The sequence below is a fragment of the Endozoicomonas sp. ALB032 genome (genome assembly GCF_049310125.1).
GTDB lineage: Bacteria > Pseudomonadota > Gammaproteobacteria > Pseudomonadales > Endozoicomonadaceae > Endozoicomonas_A.
This window is the reverse complement of record NZ_JBLYNW010000001.1, coordinates 1,171,343-1,190,955: the sequence shown is the minus strand read 5'-3', so window position 1 is coordinate 1,190,955 and position 19,613 is coordinate 1,171,343. Positions and strand designations below refer to the sequence as shown.

Sequence of the window (19,613 nt, the reverse complement as noted above, 5' to 3'; positions counted from 1 at the left end):
GCTATAAAGCTTTTTGTGGCTAAATAATCACGCATTGCAAAACTCAGGGGATGAAAACACCTGAAAGCTGTTTTTACAGGATGATGCAGAGCCCTTCTTCTGTTCCCCTGCTTCTCTCGGCCTCGTTAAGGGCTTCCACGCACTCGGTATGGCCCATCCTGGTTGCGATGGACAGCGGGGTGGTGCCATCCGGCAAGGCAGCGTTGATATCTGCCCCGGCCTGGATCAGGCGTTTCAAACATTCGGTATGGCCTCCCTCAGCGGCTACGAACAGCGCAGTGGCGCCGTATTTAGTCCGGGCGTTGAGATCCGGCCCTTTCTCTAGCAGGAGTTGCACGCAGTCGATCCTGCCTTTAAGGGCTGCGGCGAAAAGCGGAGTGACGCCATTCAACAAGGCGGTGTTGGGATTCACCCCTCTGTCGAGCAGGAGTTTCACGCAGCCGCCAGAGCCCTGCTGGGCTGCCAAGGCCAGTGGGGTGGCGCCATCCGAAGTCCGGGGGGGGTTGAGATTTGCCCCGGCGTTGATCAGGAGTTTCGCAATTTCGGTGAGATTGTTTTGTGCAGCGAAGAACAGCGGGGTGACGCCATCCTCATTCCGGGCGTTGACATCCGCTTTGGCGAGGAGCAAGAGTCTCACGGAGTCGGTAGAGCCCTTCTTGACTGCAATGTTGAGCAGGGTGCAGCCAGACGACAAGACGACGTTGGGATTCGCCTCGGCGATGAGCAAGAATCTCACTGAGTCGATAGAGCCCACCTGGGTCGCTATGGACAGCGGGGTGTGGCCATCCTTAGTCTCGGGGATGTCGAGCTTCGCCCCGTTATTGATCAACAGTCTCACAATGTCGGTGCGATTGTATAGCGCAGCGGAGAACAGCGGTGTAACGCCTGTCTCAGCCATAGCGGCGTTGACGTCCGCCCCGTTGTTAATCAGGACTTTGGCTAATTCTGTGTGCCCCTCAGCGGATGCAATCAACAAGGGATTGAGACCATTACCCACAACGGCGTCGACATAGACTCCTGCTGCCAGTGACTTCTTCACCTGATCCACATTCCCAGTCAAGCAGGCAGTTAAAAACACCCGGTCGGGGAAAAACTCTTCCGGGTAAGATTTACCGGTTTCCGTATCCAACACAGGGAACGGCTTTCCTCGGCAATACCCGCAGCTGCGTGAGCCTATGGGCTTATGAACAGATAGCATCGTAAGACAGTCCAGATGGAAGATGTGGCCGCAGTGGCTTTTACATTTAGGGTTGTGTTGCGCAGGCGCCACATCGCGGCCATGGAACTCACCGAAACAAATATCACATTTATGTGCCTCCGACGTTGATTCAGTGGTGATGGGGAGTGGGGGGTGATTAAGATCAATGGCATCCATAAGTAGAGCCTCCATGATATTCAAGTAAGTTATACAAATTAGACACAAAAAAAGTACGATAGTTCAGTTTTATGGCTGTTGAGTTTGCTGCGGCTAAATCATCACGCATTTCAGAACTCAGGAGATGGAAACACCTGAAAGCTGTGTTTACTGGAGAACACCGCGCCTTTCTTTTGCTTCCTGGCTTTTCCCGGTCGCGATAAGGACTTTTACGCAGTCGGTATTGCCCATTCTGGTTGCGATGGACAGCGGGGTGGAGCCATTCCTGGTCCGGGCGTTGAGATCCGCACCGGCATTGATCAGGCGTTTCACGCAGTCGGTATTGCCTTTCAGGGCTGCGATGTACAGCGGGGTGATGCCAATCGACGAAGCATCGTTGGGATCCAGCCCGGCGTTGAGCAGGAGTTCCACGCAGTCGGTATTGCCTCTCAGGGCTGCGATGTACAGCAGGGTCATGCCACTCGACAAGGCTGCGCTGGTATCCGCCCCGGCGTAGATCAGGAGTCTCGCGCACTCGGTGCAGCCCTCCTGGACTGCGATGGACAGCGGGGTGGCGCCATCCGAAGTCCGGGGGGTGTTGAGATCCGCCCCGGCACCGATCAGGAGTCTCGTAATGTCAATGTCATTGTTTTTTGCAGCGAAGAACAGCGCGGTAACGCCATCCTCAGCCCGAGCGGCGTTGACGTCCGCCCCGTGTCTAATCAGGAGTTCGGCGAGGTCTGTGACCCCCTCACTGGATGCAATCATCAAGGCTGTGAAACCAGCATTCATAACGGCATTGATATAGACTCCTTCTGCCAGCAGCTTCTGCACCTGTTGCAAATCCCCGGAACAACAGGCACTACGGAACATCTGATCGGGGAAAAATTTATCCGGGTAAGATTTACCGGTGTTTATATTCAACAACGGGATCGGATTTTGTCGGCAAAGCTTGCAGCGGCGTGAGCCTATGGGCTCATCAACAAATTGCCCCGTAATGCAGTCCAGATGGAAGTAGTGGCCACAGTGGGTTTGACATTTGGGGTTGAGGTTCACAGGCGCCACATTGCGGCCATGGAACTCACCGTGACAAATAGAACAGACATCGGCTTCCGACGTCAATTCAACGCCCATGGAGAGAGGGGAGGGAGCAATAGCATCCATAAGTAGAGTTTTCGTGTTATTTAATGAGTTATACAAACCAGACATAAAAAAATTACGATGGTTCAGCTATATGGCTATATCAAAAACTCGGAAAATGAGAACACCTGAGAGCCGTGTTTACCGGATAACATAACGCCTTTCTTTTGTTCCCTTCCTTGCCTATGTTCCCTGCCTTGCCCCAGCGTTGATCAGGAGTTTTTCGCAGTCGGTATTGTCATTCTGCGCAGCGATGGACAGTGGGGTGCTGCCATCCTTAGTCCTGGCCTTGATGTCAGCCCCGGCTTCGATCAGGGCTTTCACGCAGTCGGTATTGCCCATCTCGGCTGCGATTAACAGTGGGGTGGCGCCATCCGGCAAGGTGGTGTCGAGATTCGCCCCGGCTTCGATCAGGAGTTTCAGGCACTCGGTATGGCCATTCTCTGCAGCGATGGACAGCGGGGTGGCACCATCCGACAAGACAGTGTTGATATCCGCCCCGGCATTGATCAGGCGTTTCAGGCAGTCAGTATTGCCATTCTGTGCTGCCATGAACAGTGGGGTGGCACCATCCTCAGCCTGCGCTTTGACATCCACCCCGGCTTCGATCAGGGCTTTCACGCAGTCGCTATGGCCCATCTCGGCTGCGATGAACAGCGGGGTGGCGCCAGCCTCAGTCCGGGCGTTGAGATCCGCCCCGGCTTCGATCAGGATTTGCATGCAGTGGGTGCTATTTTCCTGGGCGGCGATGAACAGCGCAGTGATGCCACCCTCAGTCCGGGCGTTGAGATCTGCCTTGGCTTCGATCAGGATTTTCATGCAGTCTGCGTTATTTTTCAGGGCAGTGATGTACAGCGGGGTTGCACCATTTTTAGTTTGTATGTTTGGATTCGCACCGGCTTTGGTCAGGAGTTCCACGCAGTCGGTGTGATTTTCCCGGGCAGCGAATAACAGTGCAGTGGCACCCACCTCACAGGTGGCGTTGAGATTCGCCCCGGCGTTGATCAGGCGTTCGACGATAGTTTCGTACCCCCCGTCGGATGCCATCATCAAGGCAGTGTAATCATCATGCTTTACGGCATTGACATTGACGCCTTCTGCCAGTGATCTCACTACCTGATCGAAATCCCCGTCATAACAGGCATCATAAAACGCCTGATCGGGGAAAAATGTATCCGGGTGTGATTCACCGGTGTTCAGATCCAGCAGAGGCATCGGGTCTTGCCGACACATCGCGCATCGACGTGAGCCAATGGGCTGATCAACAAAACACTTCGAAATACAGTCCAGATCGAAGTGATGGCCACAACAACGGGTTTTGAGGACCACAGGCGCTGCTTTACGGCCATGAAAACCAGTCAAACAAATAGGGCATTTGTCGACCCCCGACGGTTCGACAGGATTCCCGGGGGCCGAGGTGCGAGCAACGCTATCCATAAATAGAGCATCGTGTGCCAGTCAATAAGTGCTTAAGGTTGGATACAAAAACAGTTAAATAGTTCAGTTCTATGGCTATAAAGTTTGCTGTGGCTAACTAAATAATCACCTGTTTCAAAAACTCCGAAGATGAGAACACCTGAGAGCCGTGTTTACCGGATAACTAACGCTTTTGTTTTGTTCCCTGCCCTGCCCCGGCGTTGATCAGGAGTTTCTCGCAGTCGGTATTGCCCATCACGGTTGCAATGGCCAGTGGGGTGGTGCCATCCGACAAGGCAGCGTTGATATCTACCTCGGCCCTGATCAGGAGTTTCATACACTCGCTATTGCCTTTGCGGGCTGCGATGAACAGCGGGGTCGCACCATCCTCAGTCCTTCGGGCGTCGAGATCGGCCCCGGCGTTGATCAGGAGTTCCACGCAGTCGGTATTGTCTTGTGCAACAGCGGCGTGCAGCGGGGTGGCGCCATTCTTGATCCGGGCGTTGAGATCCGCCCCGGCTTCGATCAGAATTTTCAGGCAGTCGACGTTATTGTTCAGGGCAGCGATGAACAACGGGGTGGCGTCATCCTTGGTTCGGGGGTTGAGACCTGCCTTGGCGTCGGCCAGGAGTTTCACGCAGTCGGGGTGATTTTCCTGGGCAGCGATGAACAGCGCGGTGGCGCCATCCTTATTCTGGGCGTTGAGGTCCGCCCCGGCGTTGATCAGGAGTTTCGCGCAGTCGGTATTGCCTTTCTGGGCTGCGATGTATAGCGGAGTAGAACCATCTTTGATGCGGGCGTTGAGGTCCGCCCCGGCTTCGATCAGGAGTTTTACGCATTCGCTATGGCCTCCTGCAGCAGCGCTGAACAGCGGAGTGCAGCCACTCGACAAGATGACGTTGGGATCCGCTCCGTCGTTGATCAGGAGTTTCAAGCTGTCGATGTGATTTTCTTGTGCAGCGATGAACAGCGGGGTGACGCCATGCTTATTTCGCGCGTTGAGATCCGCCTTGGCTTCGATCAGGGTTTTCACACAGTCGCTATGACCTCTCGCAGCAGCAATGATTAGCGGGGTGCTGTCATCCTTGTTCCGGGCGTCGGGGTCTGCCTTGGCTTTGAGCAGGGCTTTTACGCAAGTGGTATGGCCTTTCGCAGCAGCGATGAACAGCGGGGTGGTGCCATCCTCAGTCCGGACGTCAGGCTCTGCCCCGGCGTCGAGCAGGAGTTTCACGCACTCGGTGTGATTTTTTTGTACCGCAATGAAAAGCGGGGTGACGCCATCCTCAGTCTTGGCGTTGAGATCCGCCTTGGCTTCGATCAGGGCTTTCACGCAGGCGGTATTGCCCATCTCGGCCGCAATGTAGAGCGGGTTGGCACCATCTTTGAAGCGGGCATTGAGATTCGCCCCGGCCTTGATCAGGAGTTTCAAACAGTCGATTTGATTTTCCTGTGCCGCAATGAAAAGCGCAGTGATGTCACCATCCTTAGTCCTGGCATTGAGATCTGCCTTGGCTTCGATCAGGGCTTCCACGCAGTCGGGATGGCCTTTCGCAGTAGCAACGATCAGTGGGGTGAAGTCATCCTTAGCCCTGGCGTTGAGGTCTGCCTTGGCTTCGATCAGGGCTTTCACGCAATCGGTATGGCCATTCGCAGCAGCGATGAACAGTGGGCCGGTGCCATCTTCATTACGAGTGTTGATATCGACCCCGGCGTTGAGCAGGGCTTTCACGCAAGCGGTATGGCCATTCGCAGCAGCGATGACAAGCGGGGTGCTGCCATCCTTAGTCCTGGCGTTGAGGTCCGCCTTGGCTTCGATCAGGAGTTTCACGCATTCGGCGTGATTTTCCTGTGCAGCCATGAGCAGCGGGGTGGCGCCACCCTTGGTCCGGGCATTGAGATCCGCCCCGCCTTCGATCAGGAGTTTCATGCACTCGGTATTGCCCATCTCGGCTGCGATGAGCAGCGGGGTGGTGCCATCCGGCAGGGCAGCGTCAAGATTTGCCCCGGCTTCGATCAGGAGTTTCACGCAGTCGATATTGCCCATCTCGACTGCCATGAGCAGCGGAGAGGTGCCATCCAGCAGGGCGGCGTCAAGATCTGCCCCGGCTTCAATCAGGAGTTTCACGCACTCGGTATTGCCCATCTCGACTGCCATGAGCAGCGGGGTGTTACCATCTTTAGTTCGGACGTTGAGGTCTGCCTTGGCTTCGATCAGGAGTTTCAGGCATTCGGTATTGCCGTTCTGGGCTGCCAGAAGCAGCGGGGTAGCACCATCCTTAGTCCCGGCGTTGAGATCCGCCCCGGCTTTGATGAGGGCTTTCACGCACTCGGTATTGCCTTTCGAAGCAGCGATGAGCAGCGGGGTGGCGCCCTGCCTGGACTGGGTGTCGAGATTCGCCTTGGCTTCGATCAGAGCTTTCACGGACTCGGTATTGCCTTTCGAAGCAGCGATGAACAGCGCGGTGGCGCCATGGGAAGTTCGGGCGTTGCTATCCGCCTTGGCTTCGAGCAGTCTTTTCAGGCAGGCAGTGTTATTTTTTTGTGCAGCTATGATCACTGCGGTAAGACCGCTCTTAGCGACGGCGTTGAGATTGGCTCCGGCGTTGATCAGGCATTCGACGATCGCCATATGCCCACTCATGGATGCCATCATCAAGGCAGTGAAATCATCATACGCAATGTAATGGACATTGACATTGATTCCTCCTGCCAGAGTTCTTTCCACCTGATCCAAATCCCCTTCAAAACAGGCACGAAAAAACGTCGGATCAGGGAAAAACGTATCCCGGTGAGACTCCCCGGTGTTCAGATTCAACACAGGCATCGGGTCTTGTCGGCACATTGCGCACCGCCGTGAGCCGATGGGCTGATCGACAAAACACTTCGAAATACAGTCCAGATCGAAGAGGTGGCCACAACATCGGGTTTTGACCACCACGGGCGCTATAACACGACCATGAAAATGGGTCAAACAAATAGGACAGGGATGTGCCTCCTCTGGTACTTCACTATCCCCGGGGACAGGGGGGTGAGCAATGCCGTCCATAAGTAGAACATCTATATCAGTCAATAAGCAATGCAGTTTGGACACAGGAAAAATATGATAGTTCAATCGGGTAGTTATTAAATTTGCAGTAGGCAGATAATCACCTATTTCAACAACCCGCAAGATAGGAACCCCTGAGAGCTGTGTTTACTGAACAAATCAACGTCTTTCATTTGTTTCCTTCTCTGCCTCTGTTCCGAACTCTGCCCCGGCGTCGGTCAGGAGCTTCACGCAATCGGTATTGCCCATCTTGGTTGCGATGCCAAGTGGGGTGGTGCCATCCGGCAGGGCTGCGTTGAGATTCGCCCCGGCCCGGATCAGGAGTTTCACGCAGTCGGTGTTGCCCAACCCGGCTGCAATGTATAGCGAGGTGACACCATCCTCGACCCGGGCATTGAGATTCGCCCCGGCGTTGATCAGGAGTTTCACGCAGTCGCTATTGCCCTCCTGAGCTGCGATGAACAGCGGGGTTGCGCCATCGTTGATCCTGGCGGCGTTGAGATCTGCCCCGGCGTTGATCAGGAGTTTCACGCAGTCGCTATTGCCCTCCTGAGATGCGATGAACAGCGGGGTTGCGCCATCGTTGATCCTGGCGGCGTTGAGATCTGCCCCGGCGTTGATCAGGAGTTTCACGCAGTCGGTATTGCCGTTCTGGGCTGCCATGAACAGAGGGGTGGCAGCATCCGTAATCCTGGCGGCGTTGACACCCGCCCCGGCGTTGATCAGGATTCTCAGGCAGTCAGTATTGCCGTTCTGGGCTGCCGTGAACAGAGGGGTGGCACCATACGTAATCGTGGCGGCGTTTTGATCTGCCCCGGCTTCGATCAGGATTATCAGGCAGTCGGTATTGCCGTTCTGGGCAGCGATGAACGCAGGGTTGGCACCACTCTTGGTCACGGCGTTGATATCTGCCTCGGCTGCAATCAGGATTTTCAGGCTGTCGATGTTATTTTTTTGGGCAGCGATAAACACCGGGGTAACGCCATCCTCAGTCTGGACGTTGAGATCCGCCCCGGCGTCGATCAGGAGTTTCATGCAGACGTTATTGCCCCTTTGGGCTGCGATGAAGAGCGGGGTAGCGCCACCCTTAGTCAGGGCGTTGAGATCCGCCCCGGCGTCGATCAGGAGTTTCAGGCATTCGGTATTACCTCGCGCAGCAGCGGCGAAGAGCGGGGAGGCGCCATCCTCAGTCTGGGCGTTGAGATCCACCCCGGCTTCGATCAGGATTTTCAGGCTGTCGATGTTATTTTGTTGAGCAGCCATGAATAGCGGGGTGGCTCCGCCGCCAGTCCGGGCGTTGAGATTCGCCCCTGCGTTGATCAGGCTTTTCACGCAGAGGGTATTACCACAATCAGCAGCGATGATCAGTGCGGTGGCATTATTCGAAAGGGTATTGGCAGTGTCGGGGTTCGCCCCAGCGTTGATCAGGTGTTCGACGACTTCCGTATGCCCCCAGAGGGATGCCAATATCAAGGCAGTGAAGCCACCAATCATAACAGCATTGACATTGACTCCTTCTGCCAGTGACCTCTCCACCTGTTCCAGATCCCCGTTAAAACAGGCAAGATAAAACGTCTGATCGGGGAAGAATGTATCCGGGTGAGATTCACTGGTGTTCTGATTCACCACAGGCATCGGGTTTTGCCGACACATCGCGCACCGGCGTGCGCCGATGGGCTGATCAACAAAGCACATCGAAAGACAGTCCAGATCGAAGCGTTGACCACAACATTGGGTTTTAACGATCACAGGCGCTCCACTTCGGTCATGGAAGTTAGCCAAACAAATAGGACAGTGATCGGCCTTGAGTGTCCATGGAGAAAGGGCAACGAACAATGCCGCATATAAGTAGAACATCTGTGTTGGTCAATAAGCAGTGTGAGTTGGATGCAAAAAAGCATGTTAGTTCATTTATTCGGCTATCAAAGTTTGCTGTGGCCAGATAATCACCTGCTTCAAAAACTCAGGAGATGGGAACACCTGAAAGGTGTATTTACTGGAGAGCACAAGATCTTTCTTTTGTTTCTCTGACCGCCACTGTTTCCTACTTTGCCCCGGCCTCGGTCAGGAGTTTCAGGCACTCGGTATGGTCATTCTGAGCTGCGATGAACAGAGGGGTAGCACCAGTCGTAATCCTGGCGGCGTTGAGATCCGCTCCGGCTTCGATCAGGATTTTCAGGCAGCCGGTATTGCCATTCTGCGCTGCCATGTACAGCGGGGTGGCGCCATCTTTATTCCGGGCGTTGATGTCCGCCCCGGCGTTGATCAGGAGTTTCAGGCAGTCGGTATTGCCTAACGCAGCAGCAACGTGCAGCGCTGTGATGCCTTTCCTGGACCGGGCGTTGATATCTGCCCCGGCGTTGATGAAGAGTTTCACGCACTCGATGCTATTACTCAGGGTGGCGATGTACAGCGGGGTGGTGCCATCCCTGATCCTGAAAGCGTTGAGATCCGCTCTGGCATTGATCAGTATTTTAACGCAGTCGGTGTTATTTTCTTGTGTAGCAATGAACAACGGGGTGGCGCCATGCTCAGTTTGCGCGTTGATATCCGCCCTGGCGTTGATCAGGAGTTTCACACAGTCGGTATGGCCTTTCGCAGCAGCAACGTGCAGCGGCGTGGCGCCAGACCTGGTCCGGGCGTTGATATCTGCCCCGGCGTTGATCAGGCGTTTCACGCACTCGGTATTACCGAACTCAGCAGCGATGAACAGAGCGGTGGCACCATTAGAACGGGCAGCGTCGTGGTTTGCTCCCGTGTTGATCAGGCGTACGACGACATCCGTATGTCCACTGTGGCATGCTAACATCAAGGCTGTGAAATCATCAGTCCTAAAGGCATTGACATTGACTCCTTCTGCCAGTGAACTCTCTACCTGATCCAGATCCCCGTTAAAACAGGCAAGATAAAACGTCTGATCGGGGAAGAATGTATCCGGGTGAGATTCACTGGTGTTCTGATTCACCACAGGCATCGGGTTTTGCCGACACATCGCGCATCGGCGTGCGCCGATGGGCTGATCAACAAAGCACATCGAAAGGCAGTCCAGATCGAAGCGGTGACCACAACATTGGGTTTTAACGACCACAGGCGCTCCACTTCGGTCATGGAAGTTAGCCAAACAAATGGGACAGTGATCGGCCTTCAGTGCCCATGGGGTGAGGGTAGCGAGCAATGCCACATATAAGTAGAACATCTGTGTTGGTCAATAAGCAGTGTGGGTTGGATGCAAAAAAGCATGTTATACCAATCGTACTTTCTAAATCCCGTGATGAGCATGGAGATTTGAGCCTTAAGACAAGGCGGCGTGAGGAGTCATAGCCTTAGCTATGGCGACGATCGCCAACGCAGGATTAAGGCTCAAATCTTCAGCGCAATAGGGAGTTAGAAAGTTCGATTGGTATTAGTTCATTTATCTGGCTATCAAAGTTTGCTGTGGCCAGATAATCACCTATTTCAAAAACTCAGAAGATCGGAACACCTGAAAGTTTTGTTTACTCGATAGCACAAGGCCTCTCTTGTTTTCCTCTCCTTATCTTGCCCCGGCGTTGGTCAGGAGTTCCACGCAGTTGGTATTGCCCATCTCGGTTGCGATGGCAAGTGGGGTGGTGCCATTCGACAAGGCGGCGTTGATATCTGCCTCGGCCCTGATCAGGAGTTTCAGACCCTCGGTATTACCCTCCTCAGCGGCGATTAAAAGCGGAGTCGCACCATCCTCAGTCCTTCGGGCGTCGAGATCGGCCCCGGCGTTGACCAAGCGTTCCACGGAGTCGCTATTGCCCATCTCGGCTGCAATGAATAGGGGGGTTCTGCCATCCTCAGTCCTGGCGTCGAGATCTGCCTCAGCTTCGATCAGGAGTTTCAGGGAGTCTATGTTATTTTCCTTGGCAGCGATTAACAGCGGGGTGGCGCCAACCTTAGTCCGGATGTTGAGGTCCGCCCCGGCTTCGATCAGGCGTTTCACACAGTCGGCGTGATTTTCTTGTGCAGCCAAAAACAGCGGGGTGCCGCCATCCTTGGTCTGGGTGTTGAGATCTGCCCCGGCATTGATCAGGAGTTCCACGCAGTCAGTATGGCCATTCGCAGCAGCGATCAGCAGCGGGGTGCAGCCTTCCTTATTCCTGGCGTTGAGGTCAGCCTTGGCTTCGATCAGGGATTCCACACAGTCGGTATTGCCATTCTGGGCTGCGATGTACAGCGGGGTGGCACCATCTGACAAGCTGGCTTCGAGATCCGCCCCAGCGTTGATCAGGAGCTTTACGCAGTCGCTGTAGCCCATCGCAGCAGAGCTGATCAGCGGAGTGCAGCCATTCGACAGTATAGTGTTGGGATCCGCTCCGTCGTTGATCAGGAGTTTCACGCAGTCGATGTGATTTTCCTGTGCAGCGATGAACAGCGGGGTGACGCCCTCCTTATTTTGTGCGTTGAGATCCGCCCCTGCTTCGATCAGAGCTTTCAGGCAGTCGATATGACCTCTCGCAGCAGCAATGATCAGCGGAGTGCTGTCTTCCTTTGCCCTGACGTTGGGGTCTGCCTTGGCTTCGATCAGGGCTTTCAGGCAATCGGTATAGCCTTTTGCAGCAGCGATGTACAGCGGGGTGGTGCCATCGTTAGCTGGGGCGTTGGGATCCGCCCCGGCGTTGCACAGGAGTTTTACGCAGGCGGTGTTATTTTCTTGTATAGCGATGAGCAGCGGGGTAGCGCCATCTTGAGTCAGGGCATTGAGTTTTGCCTTGGCTTCGATCAGGCGTTTCACGCAGTCGGTATTGCCTTTCGCAGCTGCGATGAACAGAGGAGTGGAGCCATCCGACAAGGCGGCGTCAAGATCCGCCCCGGCTTCAATCAGGAGTTTCACGCAGTCAATATTGTTGTTCTGGGCAGCGATGAGCAGCGAGGTGGCGCCATCCTTATTCCGGGCATTGAGATCCGCCCCGGCGTCGATCAGGGCTTTCACGCAGTCGGTATTGCCCATCTCGGCTGCGATGAATAGTGGAGTGAAGCCACCCGACAAGACTGCGTCGAGATCCGCCCCGGCTTCAATCAGGAGTCTCACACAGTCAGTATTGCCATTCTGGGCAGCGATGAGCAGCGAGGTGGCGCCATCCGGCAAGCTGGTGTTGAGATCCGCCCCGGCGTCGATCAGGGCTTTCAAGCAGACGATATTGCCCATCTCGGCTACGATGTACAACGGGGTGGTGCCATCCGGTAAGGCAATGTTGGGATCCGCCCCGGCTTTGATCAGGAGTTTCACGCAGTCGGTGTTATTTTCTATTGCAGCGATGAACAGTGCGGTAGCACCGCTCTCACAGACGGCGTCGAGATTCGCCCCGGCGTTGATCAGGCATTCGGCGACCGCCATATGCCCCCCGATGGATGCCATCATTAAGGGGGTGTAATCATCATTCGTAATGTCATGGGCATTGACATTGACTCCTTCTGCCAGTGACTTCTCCACCACATCCAAATCCCCTTCAAAACAGGCACGAAAAAACGTCAGATCGGGGAAGAATGCATCCGGGTGAGATACACCGGTGTCCAGATTCAACACAGGCATCGGGTCTTGCCGACACATTGCGCACCGTCTTGAGCCGATGGGCTGATCGACAAAACACTTCGAAATACAGTCCAGATCGAAGAGGTGGCCACAACATCCGGTTTTGACGACCACAGGCGTGACACTTCGGCCATGAAAGTAAGTCAAACAAATAGGACACTGATCGGCCTTGACTGTATATGGGGAGAGAGTAGCGAACAACGCCACATATAAGTAGAACATCTGTGTTGGTCAATATGTAATGCGGGTTAGATACAAAAAAAGCATGTTAGTTCATTTATGTGTCAATCAAAGTTTGCTGTGGCTAAACCGGACGGTGAAAGCAAAACTGAGGCAGAGCGCTTGGAGTGGGATACACTCTGTGCATGGAAAGACCAACGCTTTGACTATGGAGAGCAGCGCATGGTTGGTTTTGCCCTCTGGGGTGAGCGACTTTATTGCGTGGTGTACACCGATCGTGGTGAGACGCGACGTATTATTTCCCTTCGAAAAGCTAATAACCGGGAGAAAACTGCTTATGCGAATCAAGACTAAATCCGGTCGGTGGATCCAGATGAACACCGACGAAGAAGAGGCAGCCATCAATGCAGGCATTGCCGCTGATCCTGACACATATGAACTTACTGACGAGGAGTTCAAACAACTACGACCAGTGGGGCGACCCAAGGCCGAACAGACCAAGGAGCGGATTTCTATCCGGCTGTCACCCGAGGTGGTTGAATTTTTCCGCGCCACTGGCAAAGGCTGGCAGACCCGTATGGATGAAGCTTTGCGTGAATATGTGGTCAGGCATTCAGGGTGACAGCTTGCAGTCTCCTCCTGCTTTGGTTTCACCAGATCCCCAGCCAGCCGAAACGCCACTTCTCGGGCTCTGGCAATCAGAAATCGATTCAACTGGCTGACACAGAGTTCTTCCTGATCCTGCTCGGCGTGGAGCAGGGCCAGAAGGCGGGTGTCGAGCTTTACTGAATAGCACAAGGCCTTTCTTGCTTTCCCGTCCTTACCTTGCCCCGGCGTTGGTCAGGAGTTCCACGCAGTCGCTATTGCCCATCTTGGTTGCGATGGTCAGCGGGGTAGCGCCACTCCCTGTTTGTGCGTTGAGATCCGCCCCAGCGTCGATCAGTAGTCTCACAATATCGGTGTTATTTTCAAGTGCAGCGATGTGCAATGGGGTGGCACCATGCTCGATCCAGACGGCGTTGAGATCCGCCCCGGCGTTGATCAGGAGTTGCACGCATTCGGTGTTACCTTTGGCAGCAGCAACGTACAAGGCGGTGGCGCCATTCAGCAGGGCAGCGTTGAGATCCGCCCCGGCTTCCATCAGGAGTTTCACACAGTCGGCGTGATTTTCTTGTGCAGCCATGAACAGCGGGGTGCCGCCGTCCTTGGTCTGGGCGTTGAGATCCGCTCCGGCATTGATCAGGAGTTTCACGCAGTCGGTATTGCCTTTCGCAGCGGCAACGTACAGCGAGCTGGCGCCAGTATCAGTGCGGGCGTTGAGATCCGCCTCGGCGTTGATCAGGAATTGCACGCATTCGGTGTTATTTTTTTTGGCAGCGATGAACAAAGGGGTGGCGCCATTCTTAGCCCGGGCGTTGAGCTCCACCCCGGCGTTGATCAGGAGTTTCACGCAGTCGGTATTACCGTACACAGCAGCGATGAACAGCGGCGTGGCACCAATCTTAGTCTGGACGTTGAGATCCGCCCCGGCTTCGATCAGGCGTTTCACGCAGTCGGTATTACCGTACTCAGTAGCGAGGAACAGTGCGGTGGCACCATTCGAGCGGGCAGCGCCAAGGTTCGCCCCAGCGTTGATCAGGCGTTCGACGATATCTGTGTGCCCTCTGTTGGATGCCAACATCAAGGGAGTGAAGTCAGCAATCATAGCGGCATTGACATTGACCCCTTGTGCCAGAGACCTCTCCACCTGATTCAAATCCCCGTCTAAACAGGCACTATAAAACGTACGATCGGGGAAAAATGTATCCGGGTGAGATTCACTGGTGTTCTGATTTACCACAGGCATCGGGTTTTGCCGACACATTGCGCACCGGCGTGAGCCAATGGGCTGATCAACAAAACACCTCGATATACAGTCCAGATCGAAGAGGTTGCCGCAACATTGAGTTTTGACGACTACAGGTGCGGCACTTCGGCCATGAAAGTCAGCCAAACAAATGGGACAGTGATCGGCCTTCAGTGTCAAAGGAGAGAAGGTAGCGAACAACGCCACATATAAGTAGAACATCTGTGTTGGTCAATATGTAATGCGGGTTAGATACAAAAAAGCATGTTAGTTCATTTATGTGTCAATCAAAGTTTGCTGTGGCTAATCCGGACGGTGAAAGCAAAACCTTAAGAGATCAAGTATGCCATTTGCTTCAGTCCAAGCTGAAAGTGACCTGATCCTGCTTAACATCTAGCAGGGCCAGAAGCGGGGAGTCGAGCTCTTCCCGATTGTTGACGTCACTTCTTAGTTGAGTGAGTACATCGCTCAAAGCGCCGCATTATTTCCCTGCGAAAAGCCAATAAACGAGAGGTACGAATTTATGCAAATCAAGACTAAATCAGGGCGCTGGCTTGAGCTGCCCACCGACGAAGAAGAGGCAGCCATCAATGCAGGCATTGCCGCTGATCCTGACACATATGAACTTACTGACGAGGAGTTCAAACAACTACGACCAGTGGGGCGACCCAAGGCCGAACAGACCAAGGAGCGGATTTCTATCCGGCTGTCACCCGAGGTGGTTGAATTTTTCCGCGCCACTGGCAAAGGCTGGCAGACCCGTATGGATGAAGCTTTGCGTGAATATGTGGTCAGGCATTCAGAGTGACAGCTTGCAGTCTCCTCCTGCTTTGGTTTCACCAGATCCCCAGCCAGCCGAAACGCCACTTCTCGGGCTCTGGCAATCAGAAATCGATTCAACCGGCTGACACAGAGTTCTTCCTGATCCTGCTCGGCGTGGAGCAGGGCCAGAAGGCGGGTGTCCAGCTTTACTGAATAGCACAAGGCCTTTCTTGCTTTCCCGTCCTTACTTTGCCCCGGCGTTGGTCAGGAGTTCCACGCAGTCGCTATTGCCCATCTTGGTTGCGATGGACAGCGGGGTAGTGCCATCCGAAGTCCTGGCGGCGTTGAGATCCGCTCCAGCTTCGATCATGAGTGTCACAAAGTCGCTGTTATTCTCTTGTGCAGCGAAGAACAGCGGGGTGGCGCCATCCGAAGTCCTGGGGGTGTTGAGATTCGCCCCGGAGTCGATCAGGAGTTTCCCAATGTCGGTGTTATTTTCTTGTGCAGCGTAGAACAGCGAGGTGGCGCCATCCGTGGCCCGGGCAACATTGACGTCCGCCCCGTCTTTTATCAAACGTTCGACGACGTCTATGTGCCCCTCACTGGATGCTACGATCAGGGCAGTGAAATCATCAGTCATAACGGCGTTGACACAGACTCCTGCTGCCAGTGACCTCTCCACCTGAATCAAATCCCCGTCATAACAGGCATCATAAAACACCTGATCGGGGAAAAATGTATCTGGGTGGGATTCACTGGTCTTCTGATTCACCACAGGCATCGGGCATTCCCGACACATCGCGCATCGGCGTGAGCCGATCGGTTCAAAAATGAATTGTTTCGAAATACAGTCCAGATGGAAGCGGTGGCCACACTGGGTTAGACATTGGGTTTTGACGTCTACTGGCGCCACATCGCGGCCATGGAAATTAGCCAAACAAATAGGACATACATCGGGCTCCGACGTTACGTCAGTTTCCATGGGAAGAAGAGTGCGAGCCATGCCATCCATAAGTAGAACATCTGTGTCAGTCAATAATGCAGTGTTGGTTAGACATAAGAGCAGTACAAAAGTTCAATTGTGTGACTATAAAGTCCGCTGTGGCTAAATAATACCAATCGTGCTTTCTAACTCCCGTGATGAGCATGGAGATTTGAGCCTTAAGACAAGGCGGCGTGAGGAGTCATAGCCTTAGCTATGGCGACGATCGCCAACGCAGGATTAAGGCTCAAATCTTCAGCGCAATAGGGAGTTAGAAAGTTCGATTGGTATAATCACCTGTTTTAAAAACTCGGAAGATGGAAACACCCAGAGGCGGGTTTACCGGTTAACACAACGCCTTTCTTTCCTTCATCGCCTCTGTTCCCTACTCTGCCCCGGCGTTGATCAGGAGTTTCACGCAGTCGGAATTGCCTTTTGCAGCAGCAACGAACAGCGGGGTAGCACGATCCGTAATTCTGGCAGTGTTGAGATCCGCTCCGGCATTGATCAGGAGTTTCACGCAGTCGGAATTGCCCACCAGGGCTGCGATAAACAGCGGGGTGGAGCCATCCTCGGCCTGGGCGTTGAGATCTGCCCCTGCGTTGATCAGTATTTTCAGACAGTCGGTATTGCCCATCAGGGCTGCGAGGAACAGCGAGGTGGCGCCATTCTCAGTCCGGACGCTGACATCTGCCCCGGCATCGAGAAGGAGTTTCACGCAGTCGATGTTGCCCTTCTGGACTGCGATGATCAGAGGTGTGCAGCCATCCGACATGGCGGCGTTAAGATCCGCTCCGGCGTTGATCAGGAGTTCCACGCAGTCAGTGTTATTTTCTTGAGCAGCGGTGAGCAGCGGTGTGGCGCCATCCAACATGGCGGCGTTGAGATTCGCCTTGGCTTCGATCAGGGCTTTCACGCAGTCGGTATTGCCTATCCAGGCTGCGATGAGCAGCGGGGTGGAGCCATCATCGGTCTGGGCGTTGAGATCCGCCCCGGCTTCGATCAGGGCTGTCAAGCAGTCTATGTTATTTTCTTGGGCAGCGATGACCAGCGGGGTGGTGCCATCCGACAAGGCGGCGTTGAGATCCGCCCCGGCGTTGATCAGGAGTTTCACGCAGACAATGTTATTTTCCTGGGCAGCAATGAACAGCGATGTGGCGCCACTCGACATGGCGGCGTTGAGATCTGCCTCAGCTTCGATCAGGATTTTTACGCAGTCATCGTTATTATGATGTGCAGCGATGAGCAGCGGGCTGGCGCCATTCGACAAGGCGGCGTCGACGTCCGCCCCGGCTTCTATCAGGCGTTGGACGACAGTCTTGTTCCCGTTTTGGGATGCCAACATCAAAGCAGTGAAGCCACCAACCATAACCGCATTGACATTGACTCCTTCTGCCAGCGACCTCTCTACCTGATTCAGATCCCCGTTTAAACAGGCATTATAAAAAGTCTGATCGGGGAAAAATGTATCCGGGTAAGCTTCACTGGTGTTCTGATTCACCACAGGCATCGGGTTTTGCCGACACATCGCGCACTGGCGTGAGCCGATGGGCTGATCAACAAAGCACATCGAAAGACAGTCCAGATCGAAGCGGTGACCGCAACATTGGGTTTTGACGACCACAGGCGCTTCATGACGGTCATGGAAGTGAGCTAAACAAATAGGACAGGGATCAGCTTCCAGTGTCCATGGGGAGAGGGTAGCGAACAATGCCATATATAAGAAGAACATCTGTGTTGGTTAGTAGTGTGGGTTGGATACAAAAAAAGGAATGGTAGTTCATTTATATGGCTATCAAAGCTTGCTGTGACTAAATAATCACCTGTTTTAAAAAAAAATTCAGAAGATGGGAACACCTGAGAGTCGTTTTTACTGGACAAAGTAACGCCTTTCTTTTGTTGCCTTCACGGCCTTTGTTCCCTACTTTGCTCCAGCCTTGATCAGGGCTTCCATGCAGTCGGTATTGCCCATCGCGGTTGCGATGTAGAGTGGGGTGGCGCCATCTGAAGTCCTGGCGGCGTCGAGATCTGCCCCGGCATTGATCAGGCGTTCTACGCAGTCGGTATCGCCATTCAGGGCTGCGATGAACAGCGGGGTGGCACCATCTGAAGTCCTGGCAGCATTGAGATTCGCTCCGACGTGGATCAGGGTTTCCATGCAATCGGTATGGCCATTCAGGGCTGCAGTGAACAGCGCGGTGGTGCCATCAATAGTCCGGGCGTTGAGATTCGCCCCGGCCTTGATCAGAAGTTTCACGCAGTCGGTGTTATTTTTCTGAACTGCGATGAACAGCGGGGTGGCGCCGTCCGAAGTCCTGGTGGCCTTAAGATCCGCCCCGACCTGGATCAGTATTTCCACGCAATCGGTATGGCCTAGCCAGACTGCGATGAGAAGCGGGGTTGCACCATTCTTATTTCTCGCGTTGAGATCTGCGTTGGCTTCGGTCAGGGCTTTCACGCAGTCGGTATTGCCTCTCAGGGCAGCGACGAATAGCGGGGTTGTACCATTCTCAGTCCTGGCGTTGAGATTCGCCCCGGCGTTGATCAGGAGTTCCACGCATTCGATGTTATTTTCTTGGGCAGCGAAGAACAGCGGTGTGGCGCCATCCAACAAGGCGGCGTTGATATCCGCCCCGGCGTTGATCAGGAGTTTCATGCAGTCGGTATTGCCCTCCTTGGCAGCGATCAACAGTGCGGTGGCACCATTTGAAAAGGTGGCGTTAACATCCGCCCCGGCGTTGATCAGGAGCTTCACGCAATCGATGTTATTCTCCTGGACAGCAAAGAATATTGCGGTGGCTCCACCTGTGGAGGTGGCGTTGAGATTCGCCCCGGCGCTGATCAGGCGTTCAACGATTGCCTCGTGCCCCCCGTCAGATGCCAACATCAAGCCAGTGAAATCATCATGTATAACGGCATTGACATTGACTCCATTTGCCAATGACCTCTCTACCTGATCCAAATCCCCGTCATAACAGGCATCAAAAAACACCTGATCGGGGAAAAATGTATCCGGGTGAGATTCACTGGTGTTCTGATTCACCACCGGCATCGGGTTTTGCCGACACATTGCGCACTGGCGGGAGCCAATGGGCTGATCAACAAAACACTTCGAAATACAGTCCAGATCGAAGAGGTGACCACAGCATTGGGTTTTGACGACCACAGGCGCTTCACTTCGGCCATGGAAGGGAGCCAAACAAATAGGACAGTGATCAGCCTTCAGTGTCCATGGGGAGAGGGTAGCGAACAATGCCACATATAAGTAAAACATCTGTATTGGTCAAGAAGCAGTGTAGGTTTGATACAAAAAAGCATGTTAGTTCATTTGTA

Annotated in this window: 14 protein-coding genes; 3 read left to right on the top strand and 11 right to left on the bottom strand. The window is 54.1% G+C overall.

Features of this window, described 5'->3' with window-relative positions:
- Positions 1-73: 73 nt before the first annotated feature.
- From ACO6VG_RS03710 to ACO6VG_RS03680, 7 genes are all read right to left on the bottom strand, one after another.
- Complete coding sequence (locus ACO6VG_RS03710) at positions 74-1,375, bottom strand: ankyrin repeat domain-containing protein (RefSeq protein WP_422135638.1); 1,302 nt, start codon at positions 1,373-1,375, stop codon at positions 74-76.
- 147 nt (positions 1,376-1,522) lie between these two features.
- The gene (locus ACO6VG_RS03705) at positions 1,523-2,518 is read right to left on the bottom strand and encodes an ankyrin repeat domain-containing protein (RefSeq protein WP_422413119.1); all 996 of its coding nucleotides are present in this window, start codon (positions 2,516-2,518) and stop codon (positions 1,523-1,525) included.
- Between the two features lie 159 nt (positions 2,519-2,677).
- On the bottom strand, positions 2,678-3,931 hold the full coding sequence (locus ACO6VG_RS03700; RefSeq protein ID WP_422413117.1) for an ankyrin repeat domain-containing protein: 1,254 nt from the start codon (positions 3,929-3,931) through the stop codon (positions 2,678-2,680).
- 163 nt (positions 3,932-4,094) lie between these two features.
- Positions 4,095-6,980 (bottom strand): ankyrin repeat domain-containing protein, encoded by a 2,886-nt coding sequence (locus ACO6VG_RS03695; RefSeq protein WP_422472779.1) that lies wholly within the window; start codon positions 6,978-6,980, stop codon positions 4,095-4,097.
- Between the two features lie 135 nt (positions 6,981-7,115).
- On the bottom strand, positions 7,116-8,813 hold the full coding sequence (locus tag ACO6VG_RS03690) for an ankyrin repeat domain-containing protein (RefSeq protein ID WP_422413113.1): 1,698 nt from the start codon (positions 8,811-8,813) through the stop codon (positions 7,116-7,118).
- 187 nt (positions 8,814-9,000) lie between these two features.
- Complete coding sequence (locus tag ACO6VG_RS03685; RefSeq protein WP_422413111.1) at positions 9,001-10,152, bottom strand: ankyrin repeat domain-containing protein; 1,152 nt, start codon at positions 10,150-10,152, stop codon at positions 9,001-9,003.
- A 336-nt stretch (positions 10,153-10,488) separates the two neighbouring features.
- Positions 10,489-12,732, bottom strand: a complete 2,244-nt coding sequence (locus tag ACO6VG_RS03680) for an ankyrin repeat domain-containing protein (RefSeq protein ID WP_422135632.1) — start codon at positions 12,730-12,732, stop codon at positions 10,489-10,491.
- Positions 12,733-12,789: 57 nt separating this feature from the next.
- Here ACO6VG_RS03680 and ACO6VG_RS03675 point away from each other — a divergent pair, with 57 nt between their 5' ends.
- A complete protein-coding gene (locus tag ACO6VG_RS03675; protein WP_422139117.1) occupies positions 12,790-13,044 on the top strand; it encodes a BrnT family toxin in 255 nt (84 codons plus the stop codon).
- Positions 13,045-13,063: 19 nt separating this feature from the next.
- Entirely contained in the window at positions 13,064-13,312 is a 249-nt protein-coding gene (locus tag ACO6VG_RS03670) for a BrnA antitoxin family protein (RefSeq protein WP_422135630.1), read from the top strand.
- A 198-nt stretch (positions 13,313-13,510) separates the two neighbouring features.
- Here the strand turns inward: ACO6VG_RS03670 and ACO6VG_RS03665 are convergent, their stop codons facing one another.
- Positions 13,511-14,758: an ankyrin repeat domain-containing protein gene (locus ACO6VG_RS03665; protein WP_422472777.1), complete on the bottom strand. Its 1,248-nt coding sequence runs from the start codon at positions 14,756-14,758 to the stop codon at positions 13,511-13,513.
- A gap of 301 nt (positions 14,759-15,059) precedes the next feature.
- Between ACO6VG_RS03665 and ACO6VG_RS03660 the strand changes: the two genes are divergently transcribed.
- Positions 15,060-15,344: a BrnA antitoxin family protein gene (locus tag ACO6VG_RS03660; protein WP_422472775.1), complete on the top strand. Its 285-nt coding sequence runs from the start codon at positions 15,060-15,062 to the stop codon at positions 15,342-15,344.
- 198 nt (positions 15,345-15,542) lie between these two features.
- Here the strand turns inward: ACO6VG_RS03660 and ACO6VG_RS03655 are convergent, their stop codons facing one another.
- The 3 genes from ACO6VG_RS03655 to ACO6VG_RS03645 form a co-directional block, all read right to left on the bottom strand.
- Positions 15,543-16,310, bottom strand: a complete 768-nt coding sequence (locus tag ACO6VG_RS03655; protein ID WP_422442620.1) for an ankyrin repeat domain-containing protein — start codon at positions 16,308-16,310, stop codon at positions 15,543-15,545.
- A gap of 355 nt (positions 16,311-16,665) precedes the next feature.
- Complete coding sequence (locus ACO6VG_RS03650; protein WP_422472773.1) at positions 16,666-18,012, bottom strand: ankyrin repeat domain-containing protein; 1,347 nt, start codon at positions 18,010-18,012, stop codon at positions 16,666-16,668.
- Positions 18,013-18,201: 189 nt separating this feature from the next.
- A complete protein-coding gene (locus ACO6VG_RS03645) occupies positions 18,202-19,554 on the bottom strand; it encodes an ankyrin repeat domain-containing protein (RefSeq protein ID WP_422412485.1) in 1,353 nt (450 codons plus the stop codon).
- Between the last annotated feature and the right edge of the window lie 59 nt (positions 19,555-19,613).

Bases quoted from the DNA above. Each gene is read 5' to 3' on its own strand.
- ACO6VG_RS03655 (WP_422442620.1), bottom strand. From the start codon at position 16,310: ATGGATGGCATGGCTCGCACTCTTCTTCCCATGGAAACTGACGTAACG.
- ACO6VG_RS03675 (WP_422139117.1), top strand. From the start codon at position 12,790: ATGTGTCAATCAAAGTTTGCTGTGGCTAAACCGGACGGTGAAAGCAAA.
- ACO6VG_RS03680 (WP_422135632.1), bottom strand. From the start codon at position 12,732: ATGTTCTACTTATATGTGGCGTTGTTCGCTACTCTCTCCCCATATACA.
- ACO6VG_RS03645 (WP_422412485.1), bottom strand. From the start codon at position 19,554: ATGTTTTACTTATATGTGGCATTGTTCGCTACCCTCTCCCCATGGACA.
- ACO6VG_RS03685 (WP_422413111.1), bottom strand. From the start codon at position 10,152: ATGTTCTACTTATATGTGGCATTGCTCGCTACCCTCACCCCATGGGCA.
- ACO6VG_RS03665 (WP_422472777.1), bottom strand. From the start codon at position 14,758: ATGTTCTACTTATATGTGGCGTTGTTCGCTACCTTCTCTCCTTTGACA.
- ACO6VG_RS03660 (WP_422472775.1), top strand. From the start codon at position 15,060: ATGCAAATCAAGACTAAATCAGGGCGCTGGCTTGAGCTGCCCACCGAC.
- ACO6VG_RS03700 (WP_422413117.1), bottom strand. From the start codon at position 3,931: ATGGATAGCGTTGCTCGCACCTCGGCCCCCGGGAATCCTGTCGAACCG.
- ACO6VG_RS03650 (WP_422472773.1), bottom strand. From the start codon at position 18,012: ATGTTCTTCTTATATATGGCATTGTTCGCTACCCTCTCCCCATGGACA.
- ACO6VG_RS03705 (WP_422413119.1), bottom strand. From the start codon at position 2,518: ATGGATGCTATTGCTCCCTCCCCTCTCTCCATGGGCGTTGAATTGACG.
- ACO6VG_RS03690 (WP_422413113.1), bottom strand. From the start codon at position 8,813: ATGTTCTACTTATATGCGGCATTGTTCGTTGCCCTTTCTCCATGGACA.
- ACO6VG_RS03670 (WP_422135630.1), top strand. From the start codon at position 13,064: ATGAACACCGACGAAGAAGAGGCAGCCATCAATGCAGGCATTGCCGCT.
- ACO6VG_RS03710 (WP_422135638.1), bottom strand. From the start codon at position 1,375: ATGGATGCCATTGATCTTAATCACCCCCCACTCCCCATCACCACTGAA.